The organism is Rhizobium sp. AQ_MP (genome assembly GCF_014237835.1).
Classification (GTDB): domain Bacteria; phylum Pseudomonadota; class Alphaproteobacteria; order Rhizobiales; family Rhizobiaceae; genus Allorhizobium.
The window spans coordinates 1-338 of sequence record NZ_JACJVI010000095.1 but is presented as its reverse complement, the minus strand read 5'-3'; the positions used below and the strand labels follow the sequence as shown (position 1 = coordinate 338).

Genomic DNA, 338 nt, shown 5'->3' with positions numbered 1-338 from the left:
GCAGCTCAGGGTTGAGTGTCAGGGTATGCGTTTCCTGTGAGATGCGCCGTCCGGCGCGTCACGGGTTCGACAGTCAGTGGTTCGACATGGAACGGGCGACGAGGGAGACGGAGCGGTCTGGGTTCACCTTGTAGATCTCGTGCACCTCGGTGCCGTTGAGATGGAAGGTGTGGAAGAAGCTCGAACCGGTGGGAGCCTGTTCGATCCTTGGCTGCGCACCGCCATAGGTGATGGAGCCGGGGATTGGCTCGATCGCGAAAGCGGCCGAAGCGGCTGCGATGGTGGTCAGGAGTGCTGCTGCGATGGTCTTCATTGTCTTGAACCTGTGAACCTTGCTT

The 338-nt window shown here is 60.4% G+C and carries 1 protein-coding gene; it reads right to left on the bottom strand.

Features of this window, described 5'->3' with window-relative positions:
- Positions 1–73: 73 nt before the first annotated feature.
- Positions 74–338, bottom strand: a 265-nt coding sequence (locus tag H6M51_RS24380) for a hypothetical protein (RefSeq protein WP_348644576.1), incomplete at its 5' end; no start/stop codon positions are given.